The 19,582-nt window shown below is 58.2% G+C and carries 22 protein-coding genes; 11 read left to right on the forward strand and 11 right to left on the reverse strand.

Annotated features, from left to right (window positions below):
• The first annotated feature begins 104 nt into the window (after nt 1-104).
• Genes rph through ACR3EN_RS05620 form a run of 4 tightly spaced genes read left to right on the forward strand, consistent with a single transcriptional unit; the run spans nt 105 to nt 2,930 of the window.
• A complete protein-coding gene (gene rph / locus ACR3EN_RS05605) occupies nt 105-818 on the forward strand; it encodes a ribonuclease PH (RefSeq protein WP_480824129.1) in 714 nt (237 codons plus the stop codon).
• Nucleotides 815-1,429, forward strand: coding sequence for an RdgB/HAM1 family non-canonical purine NTP pyrophosphatase (rdgB, locus tag ACR3EN_RS05610; protein ID WP_480823824.1), 615 nt, complete (start codon nt 815-817; stop codon nt 1,427-1,429). Before rph ends, rdgB begins: the two co-directional genes overlap by 4 nt.
• A complete protein-coding gene (gene hemW / locus ACR3EN_RS05615) occupies nt 1,419-2,573 on the forward strand; it encodes a radical SAM family heme chaperone HemW (RefSeq protein WP_480823822.1) in 1,155 nt (384 codons plus the stop codon). The genes rdgB and hemW overlap by 11 nt, the downstream gene beginning before the upstream one ends.
• A 3-nt stretch (nt 2,574-2,576) precedes the next feature.
• On the forward strand, nt 2,577-2,930 hold the full coding sequence (locus tag ACR3EN_RS05620) for a YbaN family protein (RefSeq protein ID WP_480823820.1): 354 nt from the start codon (nt 2,577-2,579) through the stop codon (nt 2,928-2,930).
• Here ACR3EN_RS05620 and ACR3EN_RS05625 read toward each other — a convergent pair.
• The 7 genes from ACR3EN_RS05625 to ACR3EN_RS05655 form a co-directional block, all read right to left on the reverse strand.
• A complete protein-coding gene (locus ACR3EN_RS05625) occupies nt 2,920-3,813 on the reverse strand; it encodes a ParB/RepB/Spo0J family partition protein (RefSeq protein WP_480823818.1) in 894 nt (297 codons plus the stop codon). The two genes, ACR3EN_RS05620 and ACR3EN_RS05625, sit on opposite strands and share 11 nt — an antisense overlap.
• A gap of 21 nt (nt 3,814-3,834) precedes the next feature.
• The gene (locus ACR3EN_RS05630) at nt 3,835-4,638 is read right to left on the reverse strand and encodes a ParA family protein (protein WP_480823816.1); all 804 of its coding nucleotides are present in this window, start codon (nt 4,636-4,638) and stop codon (nt 3,835-3,837) included.
• On the reverse strand, nt 4,631-5,254 hold the full coding sequence (gene rsmG, locus ACR3EN_RS05635) for a 16S rRNA (guanine(527)-N(7))-methyltransferase RsmG (RefSeq protein WP_480823814.1): 624 nt from the start codon (nt 5,252-5,254) through the stop codon (nt 4,631-4,633). The genes ACR3EN_RS05630 and rsmG overlap by 8 nt, the downstream gene beginning before the upstream one ends.
• Entirely contained in the window at nt 5,251-7,119 is a 1,869-nt protein-coding gene (mnmG, locus tag ACR3EN_RS05640) for a tRNA uridine-5-carboxymethylaminomethyl(34) synthesis enzyme MnmG (RefSeq protein WP_480823812.1), read from the reverse strand. Before mnmG ends, rsmG begins: the two co-directional genes overlap by 4 nt.
• A 12-nt stretch (nt 7,120-7,131) precedes the next feature.
• Nucleotides 7,132-8,418: a tRNA uridine-5-carboxymethylaminomethyl(34) synthesis GTPase MnmE gene (mnmE, locus tag ACR3EN_RS05645; RefSeq protein ID WP_480823810.1), complete on the reverse strand. Its 1,287-nt coding sequence runs from the start codon at nt 8,416-8,418 to the stop codon at nt 7,132-7,134.
• 31 nt (nt 8,419-8,449) lie between these two features.
• Nucleotides 8,450-9,721 (reverse strand): transcription termination factor Rho, encoded by a 1,272-nt coding sequence (gene rho / locus ACR3EN_RS05650; RefSeq protein ID WP_170656900.1) that lies wholly within the window; start codon nt 9,719-9,721, stop codon nt 8,450-8,452.
• Nucleotides 9,722-9,844: 123 nt separating this feature from the next.
• On the reverse strand, nt 9,845-10,294 hold the full coding sequence (locus ACR3EN_RS05655) for a CopD family protein (RefSeq protein ID WP_480823807.1): 450 nt from the start codon (nt 10,292-10,294) through the stop codon (nt 9,845-9,847).
• Nucleotides 10,295-10,700: 406 nt separating this feature from the next.
• Between ACR3EN_RS05655 and ACR3EN_RS05660 the strand changes: the two genes are divergently transcribed.
• The 4 genes from ACR3EN_RS05660 to dnaQ are packed head-to-tail and all read left to right on the forward strand — an operon-like array spanning nt 10,701 to nt 13,435.
• On the forward strand, nt 10,701-11,300 hold the full coding sequence (locus tag ACR3EN_RS05660; RefSeq protein ID WP_480823805.1) for a Maf family protein: 600 nt from the start codon (nt 10,701-10,703) through the stop codon (nt 11,298-11,300).
• Nucleotides 11,297-12,130, forward strand: a complete 834-nt coding sequence (locus tag ACR3EN_RS05665) for a shikimate dehydrogenase (protein WP_480823803.1) — start codon at nt 11,297-11,299, stop codon at nt 12,128-12,130. The genes ACR3EN_RS05660 and ACR3EN_RS05665 overlap by 4 nt, the downstream gene beginning before the upstream one ends.
• A complete protein-coding gene (coaE, locus tag ACR3EN_RS05670; RefSeq protein ID WP_480823801.1) occupies nt 12,127-12,720 on the forward strand; it encodes a dephospho-CoA kinase in 594 nt (197 codons plus the stop codon). The genes ACR3EN_RS05665 and coaE overlap by 4 nt, the downstream gene beginning before the upstream one ends.
• Nucleotides 12,713-13,435, forward strand: a complete 723-nt coding sequence (dnaQ, locus tag ACR3EN_RS05675) for a DNA polymerase III subunit epsilon (protein WP_480823799.1) — start codon at nt 12,713-12,715, stop codon at nt 13,433-13,435. The genes coaE and dnaQ overlap by 8 nt, the downstream gene beginning before the upstream one ends.
• A gap of 27 nt (nt 13,436-13,462) precedes the next feature.
• Here the strand turns inward: dnaQ and secB are convergent, their stop codons facing one another.
• Entirely contained in the window at nt 13,463-13,966 is a 504-nt protein-coding gene (secB, locus tag ACR3EN_RS05680; RefSeq protein ID WP_480823797.1) for a protein-export chaperone SecB, read from the reverse strand.
• A 54-nt stretch (nt 13,967-14,020) separates the two neighbouring features.
• The gene (locus tag ACR3EN_RS05685; protein ID WP_480859018.1) at nt 14,021-14,521 is read right to left on the reverse strand and encodes an FxsA family protein; all 501 of its coding nucleotides are present in this window, start codon (nt 14,519-14,521) and stop codon (nt 14,021-14,023) included.
• A 108-nt stretch (nt 14,522-14,629) separates the two neighbouring features.
• On the opposite strand from ACR3EN_RS05685, the gene ACR3EN_RS05690 reads away from it, so the two are divergent.
• From ACR3EN_RS05690 to ACR3EN_RS05700, 3 genes are read left to right on the forward strand one after another with little or no spacing between them, the layout of a single operon-like run.
• Nucleotides 14,630-15,289: a Tim44/TimA family putative adaptor protein gene (locus ACR3EN_RS05690; protein ID WP_480823793.1), complete on the forward strand. Its 660-nt coding sequence runs from the start codon at nt 14,630-14,632 to the stop codon at nt 15,287-15,289.
• The gene (gene mltA, locus ACR3EN_RS05695) at nt 15,286-16,326 is read left to right on the forward strand and encodes a murein transglycosylase A (RefSeq protein WP_480823791.1); all 1,041 of its coding nucleotides are present in this window, start codon (nt 15,286-15,288) and stop codon (nt 16,324-16,326) included. Before ACR3EN_RS05690 ends, mltA begins: the two co-directional genes overlap by 4 nt.
• Nucleotides 16,326-16,913 carry a Smr/MutS family protein gene (locus tag ACR3EN_RS05700; protein ID WP_480870892.1) on the forward strand — a complete coding sequence of 196 codons (588 nt, stop codon included), beginning with the start codon at nt 16,326-16,328 and terminating at the stop codon, nt 16,911-16,913. Before mltA ends, ACR3EN_RS05700 begins: the two co-directional genes overlap by 1 nt.
• Before the next feature lie 4 nt (nt 16,914-16,917).
• Here the strand turns inward: ACR3EN_RS05700 and ACR3EN_RS05705 are convergent, their stop codons facing one another.
• Both ACR3EN_RS05705 and hslU read right to left on the reverse strand, forming a co-directional pair.
• Nucleotides 16,918-18,015 carry an alpha/beta hydrolase gene (locus tag ACR3EN_RS05705; RefSeq protein ID WP_480870890.1) on the reverse strand — a complete coding sequence of 366 codons (1,098 nt, stop codon included), beginning with the start codon at nt 18,013-18,015 and terminating at the stop codon, nt 16,918-16,920.
• A 99-nt stretch (nt 18,016-18,114) separates the two neighbouring features.
• Nucleotides 18,115-19,422, reverse strand: a complete 1,308-nt coding sequence (gene hslU, locus ACR3EN_RS05710; protein WP_480519718.1) for an ATP-dependent protease ATPase subunit HslU — start codon at nt 19,420-19,422, stop codon at nt 18,115-18,117.
• Nucleotides 19,423-19,582 lie beyond the last annotated feature (160 nt).

Below are 19,582 nucleotides of genomic sequence, written 5' to 3' on the forward strand. Positions count from 1 at the left end.
TCCTGCTGGATTGTCATTAAATCGCAGGCAAATGAAAGGTCAATCGGGGTTGCATCGTAACGCTGCAGGGCGGTATCCCAAACCCAACAGATAAAGGAATGCCCATGCGACCCTCAGGACGTAATCTAGACGAAATGCGCGCTGTTTCCATCGAGACAGGCTTCACCAAACATGCCGAAGGGTCCTGCCTGATCAAGATGGGCGACACCCATGTGCTGTGTACCGCCACGATCGAAGACCGCGTGCCGCCCTTCATCAAGGGTTCGGGCTTGGGTTGGGTCACTGCCGAATACGGCATGCTGCCCCGCGCAACCAACACGCGGATGCGGCGCGAGGCTGCCAGCGGCAAACAAGGTGGTCGTACCGTGGAGATCCAACGCCTGATCGGTCGTGCCCTGCGCGCGGGCGTGGATCGGGTTGCCTTGGGCGAGCGTCAGATCACCGTCGATTGCGATGTCATTCAGGCCGACGGCGGCACCCGCTGCGCGTCGATCACCGGTGGTTGGGTCGCGCTGCGTCTGGCGGTGAACAAACTTATGAAAGCCGGTGATGTAATCAGCGATCCGCTGGTTGATCCGGTGGCGGCTGTGTCTTGCGGCGTCTACGCGGGTCAGCCCGTGCTGGACCTCGACTACCCAGAAGACAGCGAGGCCGGTGTTGATGGCAACTTCATCATGACCGGCTCGGGCAAGCTGATCGAAGTACAGATGAGCGCCGAAGGCTCGGTCTTCAGCCGTGCGCAGATGGATCAACTGATGGACCTGGCTGAGAAAGGCGTTAGCGAACTGGCCGCCGCACAGAAAGCGGCCACCGCATGACCCGCAAGTTTGAGGGCGACCGGCTGCTGGTCGCCACCCACAACAAGGGCAAACTGGAAGAGGTCGCGCACCTGCTGGAACCCTTCGGCGTGACCGTCGTTGGCGCAGATGAGATGAACCTGCCCGAGCCTGAGGAAACCGAGGATACCTTTGTCGGCAATGCCCGGATCAAGGCCCATGCTGCAGCCAAGGCGACCGGCCTGCCTGCCCTGTCGGACGATTCCGGGATCACCATCGACGCGCTGGACGGCGCACCCGGCGTCTATACCGCCGACTGGGCCGAAACCGGCAATGGCCGTGATTTCCTGATGGCGATGACCCGCGCACATACCGAATTGGAGGCCAAAGACGCCCCCCATCCCCGCACCGCGCAATTCCGTTGCACGCTGGTTCTGGCCTGGCCCGACGGCCATGACGAAGTGTTCGAGGGTGTGGCCCCGGGTCATCTGACATGGCCGATCCGTGGCAACGATGGTTTCGGCTATGACCCAATGTTTGTCCCCGATGGCCACGACATTACCTTTGCCGAGATGGACCGCTGGGAAAAGAACAAGATCAGCCATCGCGGCCGCGCGGTGGAGATGTTCGTGAAAGGCTGCTTTGGCGGATGATTGGCGCAACGGAGGCTTTGGCCTGTATGTGCATTGGCCCTTTTGCGAGGCCAAGTGCCCCTATTGCGATTTCAACAGCCATGTTTCCCGTAATATTAATCAAAAACAATGGCTTGAAGCGTATCTGAGTGAGCTGCGCCGCTCTGCGACCGAAACACCTGACCGGGTGCTGAACACGATCTTTTTCGGCGGTGGCACGCCATCCCTGATGGACCCAGACACCGTCGCCGCTATTATCGACGAAGCCCGCGCCCTCTGGCGCCCGGCCAATGACATGGAAATCACGCTCGAGGCCAATCCTGGTTCGGTCGAGGCCGGGCGCTTCGCAGCCTATCGCGACGCCGGCGTGAACCGGATTTCCATGGGCATGCAGGCGCTGAACGATGATGACCTGCGCCGATTGGGCCGTATCCACACCGTCGCCGAAGCCCGCGCCGCCTTTGACATCGCGCGGACCTGCTTCGATCGCGTCAGCTTTGATCTGATCTATGCCCGCCAGCACCAGACGCTAAAGGATTGGCGGGCTGAGCTAACCGAAGCGCTGTCGATGGCTGTCGATCACCTGTCGCTCTACCAACTGACCATCGAAGAGGGCACCGCCTTTGGCGACCGCTATGCGGTGGGCAAACTGCGCGGCCTGCCCGAAGACGATCACGCCGCCGATATGTATCTGGCCACGCAAGAGATCTGCGAAGCACATGGCCTGCCCGCCTATGAGGTCTCGAACCACGCCCGCCCCGGCACGGAATCGCAGCATAATCTGATCTATTGGCGCTACGGCGACTATGTCGGTATTGGCCCCGGCGCGCATGGGCGGATCACCCTGAACGAACGCAAATTCGCAACCGAGACCTTTCTGTCACCGGCCAAATGGCTGTCAGCCGCCGGGGCCGGACGGGGTGAGAGCATGCGGACCGAGCTCAGCCCGCAAGATCAGGCTTTTGAATACCTTATGATGTGTCTCCGGCTATCGGAAGGACTAGATATTGACAGGTATCAGAAACTGGCAGGCTGTGTACTGCCTGAAGATCGCCTTGCTGCGCTGGCCGATCTGGGGATGATTGCGGTTGATGAAAACCGGCTCCGCGCAACCCCTGACGGACGTGCGGTGCTGAACGCCGTGATCCGGGATCTGTTGGAGTAGATGATGCAGTATCTCTGGGCCGGTCTGGGTTTGCTCTGCGTTGCACTTGCGATGATCGGCATCGCCCTGCCGCTGCTGCCGACTGTCCCGTTTCTACTGCTCGCCGCGTTCTTCTTTGCCCGCTCATCTTCGCGGCTGCATGATTGGTTGCTTGGGCACCGAACCTTCGGGCCCCTGATCATGGATTGGCAAAGCTCGGGCGCAATTCGTCCCGCTGCAAAAAGGGCGGCCACCCTATCGATCGCCGCCGTGTTTGGCCTGTCTGTTGTGATCTCGGTGCCCGTCTACGTGCTGATCATCCAGGCCATAACCCTGGGCGGCGTATTGACCTTTATCTGGACCCGCCCTAACGGCTGAGCTTGGCGCAAAGATCGTCAAGCTGATCCAGATTCTCATAAGTCAGCACAACCTGCCCCGTCTCAGAACCGGCCTTGTGGTTGATCGTTACCTTCATCGCCAGAATGGCCGAAAGGTCCTTTTCAAGCGCACGGGTGTCGGCGTCCTTCCCAGCATTCAGGTTTCTGGACCGCGGGGCGGGCGCGTCCGGGCCTGCCTGCTGTTTCTTGACCAACGCCTCGGTCGCACGCACCGACAGCCCGGATCGCACCACCTGTTTTGCCAGGTCCGAGGGGTTTTCAGCGGTGATCAACGCGCGGGCATGACCCGCTGACAGTTTGCCTTCGATCACCAGCGTCTGTACATCCATCGGCAACGACAGCAGACGCAGCAGGTTGGCAATGTGGCTGCGGCTTTTACCCAAAGCCTCGGCCAGTTTTTCCTGCGTATGGCCAAAACGATCCATCAGTTGTTTGAACCCGGCCGCCTCTTCCACCGCATTCAGATCTGCGCGCTGAATATTCTCGATGATCGCAACCTCAAGCACTTCGGTATCATCGAATTCACGAACAATCACTGGAATTTCATGTAGTTGCGCCATTTGGGCCGCACGCCAGCGACGTTCGCCCGCGACGATTTCATACTGCCCACCCGCGATACTGCGGACGATCAAAGGCTGAATGATTCCCTTTTCCTTGACCGACGCCGCAAGCTCATCCAACTGCTCTTGCGCAAATCGTCGGCGCGGCTGATCCGGGTTTGCCTGCAGCTTTTCAATCGGAACCTTCAGGTCCGGGCGGCGCGGCTCGGCTGCGATCCGGCCATCCGCTTCGGGGGTCACATCGGCCATCAAGGCCGACAAACCACGGCCCAGCCCTCGGGATTTGCTTTTCTTGACGCTCATAGTTGCCCTCCTCGCGGTCGTTTAGGCAGCGACCTTGTTGTTCTTGTGCATGATCTCTCGGGCCAGATGCCGATAAGCCATGGCACCGAGAGACCCGGAATCATATTGCAGCACAGGCAGCGCATATGATGGCGCTTCGCTCACCCTTACATTCCGGGGTATCTTGGTTTTAAATACCATCTCGCCCAAATTGTCACGCGCATCCTTTTCAACCTGACGGGACAAGTTGTTGCGGTTGTCATACATGGTCAACACAACACCTTCGATTCTGAGGTCCGGATTCGCGGTCTGACGAACCTCTCGAATAGTCAGCATAAGCTGCGACAGACCTTCAAGGGCAAAGAATTCGCTTTGCAACGGCACAAGCACCGAATGCGCCGCAACCATAGCGTTAACGGTCAGCAAGTTCAGCGATGGCGGGCAGTCGATCAGCACGAAATCCAGATCAAAAGCATCAATCGCAGTCTGGCGCAGCGCATCATGCAGCAGGTAGCTGCGTTTTTCGTTCGAAATCAGCTCAATATCCGCTGAGCTAAGGTCGACGGTCGCCGGGACCACGTAAAGATTGTCAATCTCGGTCTCCTGCACCACGGCCTCTAGGGGTGCGTCGTCCAGAATAAGATCATATGTGGTCCAGTCTCGATCCTCGACACCCAAACCTGTCGACGCATTCCCTTGCGGATCTAGATCCACGACAAGGACCTTACAACCTGCCTCTGCCAGTCCTGCAGCAAGGTTAATCGCCGTCGTTGTCTTTCCCACCCCGCCCTTTTGGTTGGCGACCGCGATAATCCGGGGGCCGTCCGGGCGAGACAGATCAATCACGAGTGACTCCTTTGATCTTCAGGATAACAGCTTGAGGTTCGGTTAAACTTGTAATCGGCGTGGCGTCGAAACTCCATTCCTTGCGCGCATCTTCCAGTTCTTTTTTCCAGCTTGCGCCCTTTGGCAACAGAGCAGTGCCACGGGGGCTTAAATGTCGATCACAAAAGGACAAGAGGCTGCGCAGGTCCGCGAGCGCCCGAGCGGAGAGCACGTCGGCAGACAACGGTTCCACACTTTCGATTCGCTTTGAAATGACCTTGCAATTGGCTTCGCATTCACGTGCCACATTGCGCAAAAACGCCGATTTCCGCTGGTCACTCTCGACCAATGTGAACCGCGTATTCGGAGCATCCTCAATCGCCATGATCGCACAAACCATGCCGGGGAAGCCCCCTCCGCTTCCCAGATCGACCCAATGAGTCGCTGCGTCAGCGCTTCGGAAAACCTGGACAGAATCTTGAATGTGCCGAATCCAGATATCCTTAAGGCTGTTCTTCGAGACCAGATTGATCCTGGGATTCCAGCGCTCTACCAGATCAACATATTTACGCAACCGATCCAATGTTTCACGTGAAACATCCAAGTCACCTGGGACCGCGCTCTGCGCCAGACTCATGCCTTGCGCACTTTCATGTCGCGCCGGAGCTTGGCCAGTACCAAGGTCAAAGCGGCTGGCGTGACCCCTTCTACGCGCCCCGCCTGAGCAATATTGGCTGGTTTCGCCTGAGAAAGCTTCTGCTTCATCTCGGCCGACAGACCATCAAGCGCGAAGTAGTCAAAACCATTTGGAATTACATGGGATTCATCCCGCTTCATGGCTTCGACATCGCGCTGCTGTCGCAGAATATAGTTTGCGTATAACGCATCCCTCTCAATCTGACGGCGCGTCTCGATATCGGTATTACTCAGCGTTGGCTCAAGGTTGAATAGATCTTCGAAAGAAACATCTGGAAACGCCAAAACGGCCATTCCATCCCGCCGGTTTCCATCTTGATTGACATGTATGCCCGCGGCTTTGATTTCCTTCGGTGTGTAGGTCCGCTCGGTCAGTTTAGATTTCACCGCATTCAACTTATCTACTTTCTTCGAAAAGGCAGCACGACGCGGTTCTCCTACGCATCCCAACTCTATGCCAAGCGGTGTCAGACGTTGATCCGCGTTGTCGGCACGTAAAGAAAGGCGGAACTCGGCACGAGATGTAAACATGCGATAAGGCTCGGCGACTCCGCGTGTTGTGAGATCATCAATCATCACCCCGATATAACTATCCGAACGGGTAAATTGCACCGGTGGCAAGCCTCGCACCTCTCTGGCTGCGTTCAGGCCAGCGACCAAACCCTGCGCGGCGGCCTCTTCATATCCGGTGGTGCCATTTATTTGACCCGCAAGATATAGCCCCGGAGCCTCCGGAAGAGACAAAGAGGCGTTCAATGCTCTTGGGTCCACATAGTCATATTCTATTGCGTAGCCTGGTTGCAGTATTTCAGCGTGCTCAAGACCTTTGATCGATCTTACATAGTCAACCTGCACATCCTGCGGAAGCGATGTCGAGATGCCATTGGGATACACGGTGTGGTCTTGAATGCCCTCTGGCTCAAGGAATATCTGATGCGAGTCCTTGTCAGCGAATCTCACGATTTTGTCTTCGATCGATGGGCAATAGCGTGGGCCGACGCCATCTATGCGGCCACCATACATAGCCGATTTTGAGAGATTTCGTTGAATGATGTCATGTGTTTGAGCGTTCGTGTGCGTGATACCACACGCAATTTGAGGCGCGACCGTCGCGCGAGACAAAAACGAGAACAGGGACGGCTCCTCATCGCCATCTTGCCGTTCGAGGCAATCCCAGTTGATCGTTCGTCCATCCAGCCGCGGTGGCGTACCGGTTTTGAGACGCGCCATCGGAAGCGAAAACCCATCCAAACGTTGCGCAAGTCTGACGGACGGTCGGTCACCCATCCGCCCCCCAGGTTTGGAGACATCGCCAATATGAATCACGCCACGCAGGAACGTACCCGAGGTCAGGATCGTTGTTGTCGACGCGATCTCTGAGCCATCCGCCAGGACAACACCGGTGATGCGATCTCCATCCATTCGGAAATCAATCACCTCTCCTGTGACAATTGTCAGATTCTGTTGCTTCTGCGTCTCCCGGACCATTGCAGCGCGATACAAGGACCGATCAGCCTGCGCCCGCGGTCCTTGAACTGCTGGGCCCTTGCGACGATTCAGCAAACGAAACTGGATACCAGCCTGGTCTGCCACTCGCCCCATCACTCCATCCAGGGCGTCAATCTCTCTGACAAGGTGACCCTTGCCTAGCCCTCCGATCGCGGGATTGCAGGACATTACGCCAAGGTCTTTGTCGGACAGCGTTACCAAAGCAACAGACACACCCATTCGGGCTGCCGCATGGGCGGCTTCGGCGCCTGCGTGACCTGCACCTATGACAACAACATCAAAATCTGGATGTTTCACGTGAAACACTCCTTACTTACCCAGACAGAAGCTGGCGAAAATCTCGTCCAGAAGGGTCTCAACATCTATTCTGCCTACCAGAGATTCAAGCGCACGGATGGCGGTGCGCAGCTCTTCTGCCGCTATATCATACATATCGGGGCCTGATTCCAGAACCACCTGTGCGGCTGTCAGTGCCTCACTTGCCCGCAGCATAGCGACCCGGTGCCTTTCTCGCGTTGCAATACCATGGCTAGTAGTTCGACCACTAAGCTCACGCGATATCTTGTCAATTAACTGATCAATACCCTGACCCGTTTTGCCTGAAATTCCAGACGACGGTTCTTGGCGAAGGTCAGATTTCGGCAGAACATGAATATCACCGGCTTGCATGGCTATGCCCAAGGCCTTCGGCGTATCGGTTAGAAATACACGCAGGTCGGCCGTTTCAGCTCGGTGACGTGCCAATTCAATGCCAAGGTTTTCGACGTGATCCTCGGTTTCCCGCAAACCGGCCGTATCCAGCAGAGTGACCGGCAGGCCAGCCAGATCCATCCGCACTTCTATCACGTCACGCGTGGTGCCCGCGTATTCGGATGTAATCGCCGCCTCGCGACCAGCAAGCGCATTCAACAGTGTAGATTTTCCAGCATTCGGAAGGCCGACAATCGCCACCTCAAAGCCGGACCGTATGCGTTCAGCGATCTGAACACCGCTGGCTTCACGGGTCAGATCGTTTTTTACACCAGTGATCAGGGTCCGAACCTCAGGTGTAACATCGGTCGGAACTTCCTCGTCCGCGAAATCAATCACGGCCTCAAGCAAAGACGCGGCTCGGATCAGATCACGCCGCCAACCTTCAGCTAGTGTTCCCAACGCCCCAGCCAGTATGGTCTGCGCCTGTTTGCGTTGTGCTTCGGTTTCGGCATCGATCAGATCGGCAAGACCTTCGACTTGCGCCAGATCCATCTTGCCATTCTCCAGCGCACGACGCGTGAACTCTCCGGGCTCGGCCAGACGCAGGTCTTCCATGTCCGACAGGCAACGCAAAACTGCATTGACCGAGGCGGTGCTGCCGTGGATTTGCAACTCGGCCACATCCTCGCCCGTAAAGCTGGCGGGGGCCTGAAAACTCAGCACAAGACCATCATCCAGCCGAGCACCATCAGGCGTGCGGAGCGTGCGCAGATGCATCCCACGCGGCGGAAGGCCACCCCCTGCCAGTGCGTTCGCCGTCTTGTGGGCTTGTGGCCCAGAAAGACGGATGACCGCGACGCCCGCTTTGCCCTGGGCGCTGGCCAGGGCGAATATCGTATCCATGGATAGCCCCCGCGACAGTGCCGGTTCGGCCTCAGGTGTTCATCGAATCGAAGAACTCGCCGTTGGTTTTGGTCTGTTTCAACTTGGACAACAGGAACTCGATCGCGTCAGTCGTGCCCATCGGGTTGAGGATACGGCGCAGAACGAAAGTCTTGGCCAGATCGCCCTTGTCGACCAGCAGGTCCTCTTTCCGGGTGCCGGACTTGAGGATGTCGATGGCCGGGAACACGCGCTTGTCTGCGATCTTACGATCCAGAACAATCTCCGAGTTGCCAGTGCCTTTGAATTCCTCAAAAATCACCTCGTCCATCCGGCTGCCGGTATCGATCAGCGCGGTGGCGATGATGGTCAGCGAGCCACCCTCTTCAATGTTCCGCGCCGCACCAAAGAACCGCTTGGGCCGTTGCAGCGCATTCGCATCCACACCACCGGTCAGAACCTTACCCGAGGATGGGACAACGGTGTTAAACGCCCTACCAAGTCTTGTGATCGAATCGAGAAGAATAACAACATCTCGTTTGTGTTCGACCAAACGCTTAGCTTTTTCGATCACCATCTCCGACACGGCCACATGGCGCGTTGCCGGTTCGTCGAAGGTCGAGGACACAACCTCACCCTTCACCGAACGCTGCATGTCGGTCACCTCTTCCGGGCGTTCGTCGATCAGCAGGACGATCAGGTAGCATTCGGGGTGGTTCTGTTCGATCGAATGCGCGATGTTCTGCAGGATCACGGTTTTACCGGTCCGCGGCGGCGCCACGATCAGCGACCGCTGGCCTTTACCGATGGGCGAGACCAGGTCGATCACACGGGCCGACTTGTCCTTGATGGTCGGGTCCTCGATCTCCATCTTCAGACGTTCATCCGGGTACAGAGGCGTCAGATTGTCGAACAGGATTTTATGCTTGGCCTTTTCGGGGTCTTCAAAGTTGATCTTGGTGACCTTGGTCAACGCAAAATAACGCTCATTGTCATCCGGCGCTTTGATCTCACCTTCAACCGTGTCTCCGGTACGCAGCGAATGCAGGCGGATCATGTCGGGCGAGACATAGATGTCATCCGGACCCGGCAGATAGTTCGCCTCAGGCGAGCGCAGGAAACCGAAGCCGTCCTGCAGAACCTCAAGTACGCCATCGCCGCCGACGGTCCAGCCCTCATCCGCGCGTTCGCGCAGGATCTGGAACATCATCTCGCCCTTCCGCATGGTCGAGGCGTTTTCGATCTCCAGCTCTTCGGCCATCGCCAGAAGGTCTTTGGGGCTTTTGGCTTTCAGATCGGCCAGATTCAGGGATTCAGTTGTCATGATAGATACCTTCACCGCTTGAGTTCGCGGCACGGATTGAAATTTCAGCACGGAAGATACGCCGCCCGGACGGGCGTGTTGAACTCTACATATGTGTCCCGACGGGCGGAGTCAAATGGCGCCTCAGAACTTCACAACGACGGCCAGAACGATGGCAACCATCAAAAGGGTCGGAACCTCGTTCATCATGCGGTATTGCCGCCCAGTGAGCGTATTTCGCCCTTCAAGGAAATCCTTGCGCCGCGCCATCAGCCAATGATGGAACCAGGTCATGGCAATCACCGCCGCACCTTTGATCCAGGGCCAACTCCAGTCCCAGCCGACGATACCCGGTGTGAAGACCATAATCAGGCCACAACCCCATGATACGATCATCGCAGGACGCATGATAACGCGCAGCAGCTTTTCTTCCATTTCAAAGAAAATCGGTTCTGCGCCGTCGACGGCCTGTGCCTTTTCGACGTGATAGACAAATAGTCTGGGCAAATAGAACAGACCGGCCATCCACGAAATCACGGCCATGATATGCAGTGACTTCACCCACGGGTATATCGTGAAAAGAAGATCGGTCATCGCCGGCTCCGAGCGTTGTTCGGGACCCTCCCTAATAAAAAAATAAGAAAAGAAAAAGGATGATGGTTTTGTAGGGAGCGTAAAATCCGTGGATTACTTTTTTGCCCATGGGTTTTCCCCAGGTGGATGGAATTCCAAAGGCCGGCAATGATTCTGTTGGTGAAAGATATAAATCTATATTTATCAAATACCTGAGTTCTATTAACGTCATCGCGTATGGGGATAACTCTCAGGGTAAATCAGGATATTCCAGTTATCCTGTGTGCCCCAGTTATCCTTACCCAGATTGGATGGCGTTCGAACGACTCGGGGAAGTTTTGCGCCAAAATCCCGGGCTTGCGTGTCAACCGGAAAACCATACAAACCATTCAGGAACACTCAACGATTTACACAGGGGGTTTTCCACATGTCTGTCCCCATACTGCTGGCCTCGGGGTCGTCCATTCGGGCGCAATTGCTGCGCAACGCCGGGGTCCCTTTCGACGTGCAGACCGCGCGCGTGGATGAAGAAACCGCCAAGAGGGCGCTGTTGGCTGAGGGAGCGGCACCGCGCGATATCGCCGATACGCTGGCCGAGATGAAGGCGCGCAAGGTCAGCGACAAGAACCCCGGCGCGATGGTGCTGGGCTGTGATCAGGTGCTGGATTTCAACGGTCAGCTTTTGTCGAAACCGCAAAGCCCCGAGGATGCGCTGGCGCAGCTCAAGGCGATGCGGGGCAAGCGGCATATGCTGTTGTCGGCGGCGGTGATCTATCAGGGGTCCGAGCCGATCTGGCGGCATGTCGGGCAGGTCAGATTGCGCATGCGGATGAGCTCGGACGCTTACCTGCGCGACTATATCGACCGGAACTGGGACAGTATTCGCCACGCGGTCGGCGCGTATAAGCTTGAGGAAGAAGGTGTGCGTTTGTTTGCCACCATTGACGGAGACTATTTTAACGTCTTGGGTATGCCTCTGCTTGAGCTGCTGAATTTTCTGGCCATCAAAGGTGTGATTGATCAATGACCAAGACCCGAATTCCTCTGGCCGGGGTGATCGGACACCCTATTGCGCATTCCAAGTCTCCGACCTTGCATGGGCATTGGCTAAAGTCTTATGGGCTGGCCGGGCATTATATTCCGATGGATGTGGCACCGGCGGATCTGGAACAGGTCCTGCGCACATTGCCAAAGGCGGGTTTTGTCGGGGCCAATATCACCGTACCGCATAAAGAGGCCGCGCTGAGGTTGGCGGATCACGTCTCGGACCGGGCATCAGTGATTGGCGCAGCGAACACGCTGGTGTTCCGCGAGGATGGATCGATCCATGCGGACAACACCGATGGCTATGGCTTCATGCAAAACCTGCGCGGCGGTGCGCCTGATTGGGTTCCGGGTGACGGCCCTGCGGTTGTGTTCGGAGCTGGTGGCGCTGCGCGCGCGGTGCTGCAGGCTTTGGCCGAAGCCGGCGTGCCAGAAATATTGCTGACCAACCGGACCCGCGCCCGTGCGGAACACTTGAAAGAGGAATTCGGCCAGCGGATCACAGTGGTCGACTGGGTGCAGGCCGGGAACGTGATCGAAAACGCTGAACTTGTGGTGAACACAACCTCGTTGGGCATGCAGGGCCAGCCGGAACTGCGCGTGCCTTTGGACGGGCTGCAACCGGGCGCGGTTGTCACCGATCTGGTCTACGCGCCGTTAAGAACCCGGCTGCTGCAAACGGCGGAAGAGGCCGGATGCACCACGGTCGATGGCCTCGGTATGTTGCTGCATCAAGCGGTGCCCGGTTTTGAGCGCTGGTTTGGTATTCGTCCCGAGGTGGATGATCACCTACGCGCGGCAGTCCTGGCATGAGTTTCGCGCTGGGTCTGACCGGTTCGATCGGGATGGGCAAAAGCACCACGGCGCAGCTGTTCGCGGTCGAAGGCTGCGCTGTCTGGGATGCGGATGCGGCGGTGCATCGGCTGTATGCGCCTGACGGCGCAGCGGTTGCGCTGATGCAGGAGGCTTTCCCCGACGCAATAATTGAAGGTGCAGTCAGTCGCGACGCGCTGAAGCGGATCATTGCTGCGGACGCCTCGGCACTGAAACGGATTGAGGCGATTGTGCATCCGCTTGTTGCTGCGGATCGGGCGTCCTTTCGGGCCAGTTCTGATGCCGATATTCTGGTTTTTGATATTCCGCTGCTGTTCGAAACCGGAGGTGACGCAGCAATGGATGCTGTCGCATGTGTTTCGATCCCGGCGGACGAACAAAAACGCCGGGTGATGGAACGCGGCACCATGACCGAGGCGCAGTTCGAACAGATCCGCGCCAAGCAGATGCCGAATGACGAGAAATGTGCGCGGTCGGATTTTGTGATCGTGACAGATACGCTGGACCACGCCCGCGCGCAGGTGCAGGATGTGGTCAGGCAGATACGGGCGGGGATGGCAGATGCGTGAGATTGTACTGGACACCGAAACCACGGGCTTTGACCCCGAGACCGGCGACCGCATTGTCGAGATCGGCGCGGTCGAGCTGTGGAACCATGTGGCCACGGGCGAGACTTATCACGTCTACATAAACCCCGAACGCGGGATGCCCGACGAGGCGTTCGGCGTGCATGGCATCGGCCCCGACCTGCTGGAAAACCCGCGCCCGCCGGAAAAGGGCGAGGTGACGCTGAAGGACAAGCCTGTCTTTGCCAAGGTCGGCCAGGGGTTTCGGGACTTTGTCGGCGACGCCAAGCTGGTGATCCACAACGCCTCGTTCGATATGAAGTTCCTGAATGCGGAACTCAAATGGATGGGTGCGTCGCTGATCCCGATGGATCAGGCCATTGACACACTGGCCATCGCGCGCAAACGGTTTCCAGGCTCGCCCGCCTCGCTGGATGCGCTCTGTCGGCGGTTCGGTATCGACAACTCGAACCGTGTGCTGCATGGCGCTCTGCTCGACTCGGAAATTCTGGCTGAGGTATATTTGGAACTGATTGGTGGACGGCAGCCGGATTTCGGCTTGTCCACCGCCACTTCGAATGCTGCGGGTGGGGCCGATGCATGGCGGCCCACTGCGCGCCCGACCGCTTTGCCATCCCGGATCACCGAGGATGAACGCGCCGCGCATGAGGAATTTGTCGAAAAACTGGGCGATAACGCCCTGTGGACCCGCGCCTGACCCAAGCCATGGCGCGGGTCAGGATGTTTAGGCGTCGGTCTGCTGCGCCTGTGCCGCGGCCTGACGGCGCGCCAATTCATTGCGATACAGGGCGACAAAATCAATGTTGTCCAGATTGACCGGCGGATAACCCCCGTCGCGGGTGATGTCGCTGACAATGCGGCGCAGGAACGGGAACAGCATCCGTGGGCATTCGATCATCAGGAACGGGTGCAGCTGATCCTCGGGCACGCCTTCGACGTGGAACAGACCGCAATAGTCAAGCTCGCACAGGAACAGAACGTCCTCCATGCCTTTCGCCTTCGAGGTCAGTTTCAGCTTGATGGAAACCTCAAACTGGTGGTCCGCCGGGCGTTTTTTGGCGTCCAGATTGACCTGAACCGAAATCTCGGGCTGCACATCGCCCGAGACGCCTTTCTGCGCCATCACGTTTTCAAAGGACATGTCGCGAATGAACTGTCCCAGAACACGCATCTGGATTTGCGGGGCGGCCTGAGCCGCGGTGTTTTCTGTGGCGTCTTCGTCGGCCATCGATCTACTCCGAAACTAAAATTCGCCACTGCTTAACAAGTTGGGCCGGGTAGCTCAATGCTGGTGGGGGCCTTCCACCCATTTCGAGGGCTTTGCAGGGTCCTGACGGGGTCGCACCTCGGTAAACTCTCCGTCAATCACATCGTCTTGTTCAAACGGGTTCGCGCCGGATCGGAACTGAGCGCCGGTGCCCATCTGGAAATGGGTGATAGTGGCCTTGGACCTGAGATAGCGGAATACCGCCACGCGGATCCCCGGAACAAGCAGAGCAAAACCAACCGCATCGGTGAAAAACCCCGGAGTCAGCAACAAAACGCCCGACAGCAGGATCATCGCCCCATGGGCCAAAGGTTCAGTCGGATCGTCCAATTCGGCAAAGGACCGCTGCAGATTGGCCAGCGCCATGCGGCCTTGTGTCCGCACCAGAACAGTGCCCAGCACCGCTGTCAGAACCACAATCGCAAGCGTTGGCCACAAGCCGATCAGGCCGCCAACCTGAATGAACAGGGCGATCTCGATGATCGGAACCAATAAAAAAGCCAGGAACAAGTACATTTGCGGTATCCTTTAGCATTTGCCGGGCTGTGGACTTGGCCCCGACAGTCACCTACATAGTGGCAGAGGGCTGCGTATACAAAGCCCGGGTTCTGAAATGAGGACGAAATGAACTCACCCCTGATCCAGCTTCTGGTGCTGGCCGGAATTGCCGTTTTCCTGATCCTGCGTTTGAAAAGCGTTCTGGGGACGCGGGAAGGTTTTGAGAAACCGCCTGTTCAGCAGCAGCCTGATACCAATGGTGCGCGTCGCGACTTTGAGGTGATTGAAGGCGGGCCGGATCATGACATCACCGACCATGTGGCGGAAGACAGCGAACAGGCGCAGACCCTGACCGCGATGAAACGGATTGAGCCCAGCTTCTCGGTCAGCGAATTCGTGCAGGGCGCACGCGGTGCCTATGAGATGATCGTGATGGGGTTCGAAAAGGGCAATCTGGATGAGATTCAGCCTTTCCTGTCCGAAGAGGTTTTCGACACCTTCGTATCCGTGGTTGCCGATCGCGAAGACAAGGGATTGACCATCGAGGCCGAGTTTATCGGCGTGCGCGAGACCACGCTGGCCGATGCGAAGTTCGATAAGGACACCAATGAGGCCGAGATCACCATGCGCTTTGTGGGTGAGCTGACCTCGGTCGTGCGCGATCGCGGTGGCGACATCATCGAAGGCAACCCCAATACCGTGAAACGTCAAAAGGACAGCTGGACCTTTGCCCGTGTGATGGGCTCGGACGATCCGAACTGGCTGCTTGTTGCCACGGACGCATGATTGCCGCGCTTCGGTCGCTTGTTCTGGGGGTTGTCATGACCACCGCCAGCGCCGCCGGAGCCGAGGCGACGCGAACCATCCTGTCATTCGATGACCTTGATGGCTGGGACGCCGACGATCACGGGGCGGCCCTTTCAGTTTTTCTGAATACTTGCGGCGACCTGAATGACCCGGATTGGCAGGCGTTGTGCGGTGTGGCAAAGACCTATGAGTCTGAGGCGGCGCGGGCCTTTTTTGAACTATTCTTTCGCCCCGTTCTGGTGGAAGACGGTGACGACGCCCTGTTCACCGGCTATTTCGAGCCCGAACTGGACGGCTCCAAAACGCCCACGGGCAAATACCGCTATCCGCTTTATCGCATGCCGCCCGAGGCGCGCGGTGCCGGGCAATGGCTCAGCCGTCGCGATCTGCTGACCGGAGAGGTCATGCAAGGCCGCGGGCTTGAAATCGCATGGGTCGATGACCCGGTTGAGCTGTTCTTTCTGCAAATTCAGGGCTCGGGCCGGATACGCCTGCCCGATGGCAGTGCGATGCGGGTCGGCTATGGTGGCGCGAATGGGCACCCCTACCGCTCAATCGGGGCCGAGCTGGTCCGACGTGGTGCGCTGGGCGCCCATCAAGTCAGCGCCCAGATGATCCGCGCTTGGGTGCGCAAGAACCCCGAAGCCGGGGCGGAACTGCTGTTTCACAACCCATCTTATGTGTTCTTCCGCGAAGTCACGCGCGTTGCGCCCGAGTTTGGACCGTTGGGCGCGATGAACCGTTCGGTCACCGCCATGCGCAGTATTGCCGCTGACCCGGCCTATACGCCGCTGGGCGCGCCGGTCTGGGTTGAGAAGGACGGCAAAAACCCCTTGCGACGCTTGATGATCGCACAGGATACCGGGTCGGCCATCAAGGGCGCGCAGCGGGCCGATATCTTCTTTGGCACCGGCGATGACGCCGGTCAGGCCGCAGGCCGTTTGAAAGACCCCGGCCGGATGGTGCTGCTGCTGCCGATCCAGCGGGCCTATGCCCTGCTGCCGGATGAGTTCTGATGACTCGGCGCAAACTGACCTCGGATGAGATCGAGCTGTGGCGCAAGGTCGCCAAACAGGCCGAAAGATTGCACCCCGAACTGCCGCAGACCGTGCACCCGACCACTCTACCCAAGCCGAAGCCGACCAAGACGCCCAAGCCGCGAATTGATGCGTTTGAGCTGGGCCAGACCGCGCCGCCGAAACCTGCGCGGCAAAGTCTGAAACCTACGGTGACCGAAGGGCTGCGCGCCGCGCCCGTGCAGATGGACACCAAAGCTTTTGGCCGCATGAAGCGCGGCAAGCTGAAGCCCGAGGGCAAGCTGGACCTGCATGGGATGCGGATGGCTACGGCTCATCCGGCGCTGATCCGGTTTGTCCTGACCGCGCAGGCGCAGGGCAAGCGGCTGGTGCTGGTGGTCACTGGCAAGGGCAAGGATCGTGACGAACCGGGTCCGATCCCGACGCCGCGCGGTGTGCTGCGCAATCAGGTGCCGCATTGGTTGTCGATCCCGCCGCTCGCGCAGGCGGTGCTGCAAGTCACCCCGGCTCATATTAGCCACGGGGGCGACGGGGCCTATTACGTCTATCTCAGGCGTGTACGCTGAGGGGCTAGGGCGACGTCACCCGCGCCTGTCCGGTTTCGGTCAGAACGATTTCGGTCGCACCGGTTGGATTTCGAACGCTCGCAGGCGCTATGACATCAAATCCGCGTTGCTCGGTTCCGAAAGTGTTACTGACCCGCCGGGCTGATCCAATGATGGCAAGCAAAGCCGGAGAGGTCGCAGCGATGAAGTGCGAAGATTCTGCATCGCTGTTGAAGGCTGTCGTGTCGATGATATTGATCTTATACTCGGACAACGCTTCGGCCGAACTGATATTGCCCAACCGCTCGCCCTTTGTCGTGCCCCGCAACCGCGCCGAGATGTTCAGCAATTTGTCTTTCTGCGAAACCATCACGATGAACGGATCCGGTGGTGTTTTGATGGTATCCATCTGTGAGCGGAACAGGTCGATATCCAGATCGGGTGCAATCAGAATAACGCCCTCAAGATTGCGGTTTGACCAACCGGGTTCGCGCAATTCGGCCTGTCGCATCATTTCCATTGTCAAAGCGGTGCCCATCGAATGTGCGACCAGAAGAACGCGCCGAACCCCCATGGATTTCAGTTGGCGAATGGTCTGCTCTAACCCGTCGCGGGCAAACAACATGCTGTCCAGATCATAGGCGTAGCCATAGCCCGTTGCCTGGCTGGGCCAGGAATAGACCATCGTGGCGCCGGGAATTTCAAGGTCGTGGCGCAACTGCGCGGCACGGAAGGCGGTTTCCGATTGCGTCGTGTTGTAGCCATGGACAAAAATTGACACCTCGTCCACGCCGCGCAGTCTGGATTTCAAATCCGCGGGACCCTGCAACTCTTCGACCCCGGCCATGACGAACTGCTTGTTGGGGTTGGGGTTGGCATAAGAAAAATCCAGTGTCCCGGGCGTATGGCTTGGCGGGATCGACACGGTCATCTCAAGAAACTGCAACCTGTTAGCCCGCCGAAACCCGTAAGAGCCATCGGGCTCGCGTGCGCGGGTTGTCGTGGCATAGATGGTTTCCGGCGTGCCGACGTTCAGCGCTGAAGGCACGACTTCCGAAATGGTGCGGTCAACACATGCGGTCAGAGTCACCGCGACGGATGCAATCAGGATGTAACGAAGCACAAGGCGGCCCTCAGCTAGACTGTGCCCAATGCTAATAAATCCTGACCCGACGTCCAGCGGCGCAGGGTCGCAACAGCGGCGAAAACCGGCCTGCCTGTGTTACAGAACGTAACGGCTGAGGTCGGTGGATTTGGTCAGTTCACCCAGATTGTCCTCGACAAACTGTGCATTCACGGTGATTTCAGCCCCGGCCTGATCGGGCGCGGTGAACGAGAGTTCTTCGAACACGCGCTCCATCACTGTATACAGCCGCCGCGCGCCGATGTTTTCGACGCTCTGGTTCACATCCGCCGCGATCTTGGCCAGCGCGGCAATGCCGTCATCGGTAAAGCTGACGGTAACCTCTTCGGTGCCCATCAGGGCGGTGTATTGGCGGGTCAGAGCGTTGTCGGTTTCGGTCAGGATGCGCACGAAATCTTCTTCGGTCAGCGCGCGCAACTCGACACGGATCGGCAGACGCCCCTGCAATTCCGGCAACAGGTCCGAGGGTTTGGCGATGTGGAACGCGCCAGACGCGATGAACAGGATATGGTCGGTTTTCACCGGGCCATGCTTGGTGGAAACGGTGGTGCCTTCGATCAGCGGCAGCAGGTCGCGCTGCACCCCTTCTCGGCTGACATCGCCGCCGCGTGCTTCGGCGCGGGCGCAGACCTTGTCGATCTCGTCCAGAAAGACGATGCCGTTCTGTTCGACCGACTCCAAGGCCACGCGGTTGACGGTTTCATCATCCAGCAGCTTGTCGGCCTCTTCCCCGATCAGCGCGTCATAGCTGTCGGCGACGGTCATACGTTTCTTGACGGTGCGCCCGCCAAAGGCTTTACCGAAGATATCGCCCAGATTCATCATCCCCATCTGGCCGCCGGGTTGACCCGGAATGTCGAACATCGGCATCGGGTTTGACGTGTCCGAAAGTTCCAGCTCGATCTCGGTGTCGTCCAGTTCCCCGGCTTTCAGTTTCTTGCGGAACATCTCGCGCGTGGCCTCGCGGGCGTCTGTTCCGGCGATGGCTTCGATCACACGATCTTCCGCAGCTTGATGGGCGCGGGCCTTCACATCTTCGCGCATGTATTCGCGGGTCTGGATGATCGCTGCATCCGCCAGATCGCGCACAATCTGTTCCACGTCGCGGCCGACATAGCCGACCTCGGTAAACTTGGTGGCCTCGACCTTGATGAAAGGCGCGCGGGCCAGTTTTGCCAGACGACGGCTGATCTCGGTCTTACCGACGCCGGTGGGGCCAATCATCAGGATGTTCTTTGGATAGACCTCATCGCGGATATCGTCCGCCAGCTGCTTACGCCGCCAGCGGTTGCGCAGCGCCACAGCGACGGCGCGCTTGGCATCCTTCTGCCCGATGATAAAACGATCCAGTTCCGAGACAATCTCGCGCGGGGTCAGGTCGGTCACGGGGGCAGTCCTTTCGATCAGCGGTTTGGCTTACGTAGTCACCGCACAGGCGAAAACAACATCGGCGGCGTTGCTTAGCAATGCCCTTTCCGCTTTGCAAATGCTTTCCTTAGGTGTTCGGCGCGCCCTCTGATACAGTGATTTCAAGGTGTTGAGGGTC

This window comes from Ruegeria sp. G7 (genome assembly GCF_056535465.1).

Bases quoted from the DNA above. Each gene is read 5' to 3' on its own strand.
- rph (WP_480824129.1), top strand. From the start codon at position 105: ATGCGACCCTCAGGACGTAATCTAGACGAAATGCGCGCTGTTTCCATC.
- coaE (WP_480823801.1), top strand. From the start codon at position 12,127: ATGAGTTTCGCGCTGGGTCTGACCGGTTCGATCGGGATGGGCAAAAGC.
- ACR3EN_RS05655 (WP_480823807.1), bottom strand. From the start codon at position 10,294: ATGACCGATCTTCTTTTCACGATATACCCGTGGGTGAAGTCACTGCAT.
- ACR3EN_RS05660 (WP_480823805.1), top strand. From the start codon at position 10,701: ATGTCTGTCCCCATACTGCTGGCCTCGGGGTCGTCCATTCGGGCGCAA.
- rsmG (WP_480823814.1), bottom strand. From the start codon at position 5,254: ATGAGTCTGGCGCAGAGCGCGGTCCCAGGTGACTTGGATGTTTCACGT.
- ACR3EN_RS05625 (WP_480823818.1), bottom strand. From the start codon at position 3,813: ATGAGCGTCAAGAAAAGCAAATCCCGAGGGCTGGGCCGTGGTTTGTCG.
- ACR3EN_RS05685 (WP_480859018.1), bottom strand. From the start codon at position 14,521: ATGTACTTGTTCCTGGCTTTTTTATTGGTTCCGATCATCGAGATCGCC.
- dnaQ (WP_480823799.1), top strand. From the start codon at position 12,713: ATGCGTGAGATTGTACTGGACACCGAAACCACGGGCTTTGACCCCGAG.
- mltA (WP_480823791.1), top strand. From the start codon at position 15,286: ATGATTGCCGCGCTTCGGTCGCTTGTTCTGGGGGTTGTCATGACCACC.
- rdgB (WP_480823824.1), top strand. From the start codon at position 815: ATGACCCGCAAGTTTGAGGGCGACCGGCTGCTGGTCGCCACCCACAAC.
- ACR3EN_RS05690 (WP_480823793.1), top strand. From the start codon at position 14,630: ATGAACTCACCCCTGATCCAGCTTCTGGTGCTGGCCGGAATTGCCGTT.
- secB (WP_480823797.1), bottom strand. From the start codon at position 13,966: ATGGCCGACGAAGACGCCACAGAAAACACCGCGGCTCAGGCCGCCCCG.
- rho (WP_170656900.1), bottom strand. From the start codon at position 9,721: ATGACAACTGAATCCCTGAATCTGGCCGATCTGAAAGCCAAAAGCCCC.
- ACR3EN_RS05620 (WP_480823820.1), top strand. From the start codon at position 2,577: ATGCAGTATCTCTGGGCCGGTCTGGGTTTGCTCTGCGTTGCACTTGCG.
- ACR3EN_RS05665 (WP_480823803.1), top strand. From the start codon at position 11,297: ATGACCAAGACCCGAATTCCTCTGGCCGGGGTGATCGGACACCCTATT.
- mnmE (WP_480823810.1), bottom strand. From the start codon at position 8,418: ATGGATACGATATTCGCCCTGGCCAGCGCCCAGGGCAAAGCGGGCGTC.
- ACR3EN_RS05700 (WP_480870892.1), top strand. From the start codon at position 16,326: ATGACTCGGCGCAAACTGACCTCGGATGAGATCGAGCTGTGGCGCAAG.